Raw genomic sequence first — 3,953 nt, forward strand, 5'->3', positions numbered from 1 at the left:
TCCAGCAGATGGCGGTCGGCGTCGCGCTTGCTGCGCAGGAACGGCGTGGCGCCCTGTTCGGCGCCGAGCGCGGAAATCTGCACGATGCGCCGGCCGCCGGCGGCGCGGCACGCGTCGAACAGCGCGACCGGGGCGGCGCGATGGACGGCGTCGAAGCGCTGGCCGCCGCGCTCGTTCAGGATGCCGACGGCGTTGACCACCGCATCCACGTCCGCGACGCGCGGCAGCCAGACGGCGGCGTCGTGATCGCGTCCGTAATCGATGGCGATCTCGCCGGCCTGGCGCGGCGTGCGCACTCCGGCGATCACGTCGTGCCCGCGCGCCGCGAGCCGTTCGCAGATCGCACGGCCCACGGTGCCGTTCGCGCCGCACACGAGCACCTTCATGCCGAGGCTCCGGTGGCTTCAACGGCTACCGGCGCGGCGGCTTGCGAAACCGCGGGCGACGGCGCCGCCGGGTTCGCATCGACCGGAACCTGCCGCGCGATCCGCGACGCGATCGCGATCAGCGGTACGATCGCGCCGAGCAGCGACCACACCACCGTCATGCGCAGCGCGCCGATCACGCACAGCGTGTCGTCGGCCGAGCACGCGGCGGGGCTGGTCGCGAGCGCCAGCGTCAGCACCAGCGGGCCGAGCACCAGCATCACCATCGTGATGCGCGTCCAGAAATCGGCGCGCCCGACGGTGCCGCACAGGTCGATCAGCAGATCGCGCGTGACCGCGCGCAGGTAGCGGGCGATGGCATAGCCGATCGGGACGGGCAACAGGAACTGGGCGGCGAGGGCGAGCGAGGTGTTCATGATTGATTGTCCTTACTGTTATTTCTGTATAGACAGAAATATTGGGCTCAAAAAAAGCGGGTGTCGCCACCCGCGCGTACTTACTTGGCCGGCTTGCGCCGGACGACCTGGCTGATCTTCGCGCCGATCCCCAGCGTCTTCATCAGCGTATCGGGCTTCATGCGCAGCATTTCGTCGGACCAGGTGGTCAGCGTCTCCATGAACTGCAGCGTGTCGCGAATCCGTTGTTCGGTTTCCTTCGTTTCGTTGGCCATCTCGGGGCTGGCGAGCGTGTCGCGCAGCACCGTCAGCGTCGGGTCGATCTCGCGCTGGCGGCGGCCTTCCACGATCAGCTTGAACAGCTCCCAGATGTCCGTGGACGTTTCGAAATGGTCGCGCCGGTCGCCCATCACATGCACGACGCGCGCGAGCTTCCACGATTGCAGCTCCTTCAGGCTCGTGCTGACGTTCGAGCGCGCCACGCCCAGCGCGGTGGCGATCTCGTCGGCGGCGATCGGCTTGCCGTGCAGATAGAGCAGCGCGTGAATCTGCGCGACGGTGCGGTTGACGCCCCACCGGGAGCCCATTTCGCCCCAGTGGAGAATGAATCGTTCGGCTAGCGGTGTCAGTTCCATGGAGCGTAATGTACGGGCCTTCAGTTATTTCTGTCAAGACAGAAATAAAGCGCTGGGGCGAAGCCGGATGCACGGCGGCCGGAGGCGGCGCAACCCGCTGTTGTTTTCATATTCTTTGCAGAATTGGTTCGTTTCCGGCCCGGACGGGATTCGCTAACGTGCGGATTCTTCCAATAAACAGACCGAGCCATAACAATGAAGCGCCTTTCTCACTTCGCACTGCCCACCGTTACCGCCCTTGCCGCCAGCCTCGCGCCCGCGGCGCACGCACAAAGCAGCGTCACGCTGTACGGCATCGTCGATGCCGGCATCGCTTATGTCCACAACGCACAGGGCGCCAACGGCGCGAACCAGTCGTCGCTGGTGAAGTTCAACAGCGGCGGCCTGTCGGGCAGCCGTTGGGGCCTGCGCGGCACGGAAGACCTGGGCGGCGGCCTGGCGGCGATCTTCCAGCTCGAGAACGGCTTCAACGTGGGCACCGGCGCGCTCGGTCAGGGCGGCCGCGAGTTCGGCCGCAAGGCGATCGTGGGCCTGGCCGATCAGCGTTGGGGCACGCTGACGATCGGCCGCCAGTACGACCCGATCGTCGACCTGGTGCAGGGCCTGACGGAAGACGGCCCGTTCGGCGGCACGTTCGCCACGCCGGGCGACCTCGACAACTACGACAACAGCCTGCGCGTCAGCAACTCGCTGAAGTACACGAGCCCGCTGATCGCCGGCTTCCAGGTCGAAGCGCTGTACGGCCTCGGCGGCGTGGCGGGCCAGACGGGCAACGGCCAGACCTACAGCTTCGGCGCGTCGTATGCGAACGGCCCGCTTTCGCTGGGCGCCGGCTACTTCTTCGCGAACGGCGGCAATACCGTCGCGGGCGGCACGCGCACCTGGACGAGCACCTCGGATTCGCTGTTCAACACCGTCATCAACACCGGCTTCTCGAGCGCCAAGTCGATCCAGATCGTGCGCGCCGGCGGCCAGTACGTGCTCGGCGCGGCCACCTTCGGCATCGCGTACTCGAACACGCAATACGTGGGCGATTCGCTGTCGCTGTTCAAGTCGACCGCCAAGTTCAACAGCGGCTCGGGCTTCTTCAACTACCGCTTCTCGCCGTCGCTGAACACCGGTATCGGCTACAGCTACACGTCGCTGACCGGCCCGGCATCGGCGCACTACAACCAGGTCAACATCGGCGCGCTGTACTCGCTGTCGAAGCGCACCGACCTCTACGCGGTGGCCGGCTACCAGAAGGCCAGCGGCAACACGCTGAACGCGGCCGGCGCGGTGGTCAGCGCCCAGGCGTCGATCGGCAGCTTCGGCGTGAACTCGGGCACCAGCAGCCAGGAACTGGCGCTGGTGGGTATCCGCCACAAGTTCTGATGCTCTGATCGCGGCTTTCATGCGGCAGGCACGGCCGGCTTCGCGGGGATGCGACGCCGGCCGTGTCGCATATCGGGCCCATGTAGGGGCCATGTCGGGCTCATGCAGGGCGGGCGGCGGGCCGTTGTGCGCTTCCCCATTCCGGCCGGGATCGCGGATACTGTCGGGCCGCATTCCCGACCGATGCCGTCTTCCGCGATGCCCGCCATGTCCGCCGAACCGAATTCCGCTCCCCTCGCCACGCCCACCCTCGACGGCCGGCTCGTCACGCTGCGCCCGCTCGGCGAAGTCGCGCCTGATGCATTGGTGGCCGCCGCCGCCGATGGCGAGCTCTGGAACCTGACGGTGACCGTGGTGCCCGGCCCGGCCGGCATGGCCGCCTATCTGGCGAAGGCGTTCGAAGGCGAGCGCGCCGGCACCGTGATGCCGTTCGCGATCGTGGAGCGCGCGAGCGGCCGGGTGGTGGGCAGCACGCGCTTCTGGAAGATCGACCGCGTCAACCGGCGGCTCGAGATCGGCCATACGTGGCTGTCGGCGTCGATGCAGCGCTCGGGCGCCAACACCGAATGCAAATACCTGCTGCTGCGCTACGCGTTCGAGACGCTCGACTGCGTGCGCGTGCAGTTCACCACCGACGTGCTCAACGCGCGCTCGCGCGCCGCGATCCTGCGGATCGGCGCGAAGGAGGAAGGCGTGGTGCGCCACGAGCGCATCATGCCGGACGGCCGCAAGCGCAACTCGGTGCGCTTCAGCATCATCGACGACGAGTGGGCCGCCACGCGCGCGCATCTCGAAGGACTGCTGGCGAAGTAAGCGGCGGCCTTGGGGCGTTTGGCCGGGCGTGGGCTGCGTGCCGACGTGCTTGGCGGTTCGGCGGTTCGGCTACGCGACGGCCCAACGATTCAGCGGCCCCACTGTCCAGCGGCTCAACGGCTCGACGGCTCGACGGCTCCACGGCTCGACGGCTCGACGGCTCGACGGCTCGACGGCTCCACGGCTCCACGGCTCCACGGCTCCACGGCTCCACGGCTCCACGGCTCCACGGCTCCACGGCTCCCTGGCGCGAGGGCACCGTGGTGCCACGGCACCACCGCCTACACGGTCGCTAGCGACTGAGGCCCACGTCTCCACGGTCCTCGACGCTGTGCACGCTACGACGCGTT

At 67.9% G+C, this 3,953-nt stretch carries 5 protein-coding genes; 2 read left to right on the forward strand and 3 right to left on the reverse strand.

Annotation, left to right across the window (positions count from 1 at the left end; all coding sequences use genetic code 11):
* From G3N92_RS31470 to G3N92_RS31480, 3 genes are all read right to left on the reverse strand, one after another.
* Positions 1-386, reverse strand: a 386-nt coding sequence (locus tag G3N92_RS31470) for an NAD(P)H-binding protein (RefSeq protein WP_206131441.1), incomplete at its 3' end; no start/stop codon positions are given.
* Positions 383-802 carry a hypothetical protein gene (locus G3N92_RS31475; protein WP_206131442.1) on the reverse strand — a complete coding sequence of 140 codons (420 nt, stop codon included), beginning with the start codon at positions 800-802 and terminating at the stop codon, positions 383-385. The genes G3N92_RS31475 and G3N92_RS31470, both read right to left, overlap by 4 nt.
* A gap of 80 nt (positions 803-882) precedes the next feature.
* Complete coding sequence (locus G3N92_RS31480) at positions 883-1,416, reverse strand: MarR family transcriptional regulator (RefSeq protein WP_206131443.1); 534 nt, start codon at positions 1,414-1,416, stop codon at positions 883-885.
* Between the two features lie 195 nt (positions 1,417-1,611).
* On the opposite strand from G3N92_RS31480, the gene G3N92_RS31485 reads away from it, so the two are divergent.
* Complete coding sequence (locus G3N92_RS31485) at positions 1,612-2,790, forward strand: porin (RefSeq protein WP_206131444.1); 1,179 nt, start codon at positions 1,612-1,614, stop codon at positions 2,788-2,790.
* Between the two features lie 207 nt (positions 2,791-2,997).
* A complete protein-coding gene (locus G3N92_RS31490) occupies positions 2,998-3,603 on the forward strand; it encodes a GNAT family protein (protein WP_206131445.1) in 606 nt (201 codons plus the stop codon).
* The last annotated feature ends 350 nt before the right edge of the window (positions 3,604-3,953 follow it).

Source organism: Burkholderia sp. Ac-20379, assembly GCF_017104645.1.
Taxonomy (GTDB): Bacteria; Pseudomonadota; Gammaproteobacteria; order Burkholderiales; family Burkholderiaceae; genus Burkholderia.

Coding starts and splice junctions, on each gene's coding strand:
- G3N92_RS31480 (WP_206131443.1), bottom strand. CDS start 1,416: ATGGAACTGACACCGCTAGCCGAACGATTCATTCTCCACTGGGGCGAA.
- G3N92_RS31490 (WP_206131445.1), top strand. CDS start 2,998: ATGTCCGCCGAACCGAATTCCGCTCCCCTCGCCACGCCCACCCTCGAC.
- G3N92_RS31485 (WP_206131444.1), top strand. CDS start 1,612: ATGAAGCGCCTTTCTCACTTCGCACTGCCCACCGTTACCGCCCTTGCC.
- G3N92_RS31475 (WP_206131442.1), bottom strand. CDS start 802: ATGAACACCTCGCTCGCCCTCGCCGCCCAGTTCCTGTTGCCCGTCCCG.